The sequence below is a fragment of the Rhodococcus sp. T7 genome (genome assembly GCF_009872365.1).
In the GTDB taxonomy this organism is placed as follows: domain Bacteria; phylum Actinomycetota; class Actinomycetes; order Mycobacteriales; family Mycobacteriaceae; genus Rhodococcus_F.
In genome coordinates this window covers 895,045-895,628 of sequence record NZ_WXYH01000389.1, presented here as the reverse complement: position 1 = coordinate 895,628, position 584 = coordinate 895,045, and the positions used below count along the sequence as shown (strand labels likewise).

The following is a 584-nucleotide window of genomic DNA, read 5'->3' as shown; positions in this document are numbered from 1 at the left end:
GTAGAGGGCGAACAGCAGCCCGATCTGGCCGGCGCCCAGGTCGGCGGTGGCGAACAGCAGCGGGAACAGGCCCCAGGCGAGCCCGAAGTTGAGGTTGAACCGTCCTGGACGAGGTGGAGACTCCTGATCTAACAAGGAGAATGCTGGTATGCCTGCACCGAAGAAGTACGACGCCGAGACCCAGGATCGCGCCGTCCGGATGTATCGGGACCGGATCGACGAGCACGGAGGCTCGAAGGTCGCAGCCCGGCGCCATGTCGGCGAGCTGCTCGACATCGCGCCGGCGACGCTGCGGAACTGGATCGAGCGGGAGGAGAGCCGCCAGGCCCCCGGCGCATCGTCTTCGGCACCTGACGTGTCGGCCGAGGTCGCCAGACTTCGCCGAGAAGTAACCGAATTGCGCAAAGCTAACGAGATTTTGAAGACCGCGAGCGCGTTTTTCGCGGCGGCGGAGGTCGACCGCCGACTGCGGTGATCGTCGACTACATCGACGCGTACCGTTCCCAATTCGGGGTCGACCCGATCTGTACTGTGCTCACCGAGCACGGCATCAGCATCGCCCCGTCCACCTATTACAAGGCCAA

General features: G+C 64.6%; 1 pseudogene and 1 other annotated feature. The pseudogene reads left to right on the top strand.

What is annotated here, in order from left to right:
• Nucleotides 1–148: 148 nt before the first annotated feature.
• Nucleotides 149–584 (top strand): annotated as a pseudogene (locus MLGJGCBP_RS48275) (IS3 family transposase); the annotation flags it as partial.
• Nucleotides 433–564 (top strand) — a sequence feature (AL1L pseudoknot). (Overlaps the previous pseudogene by 132 nt.)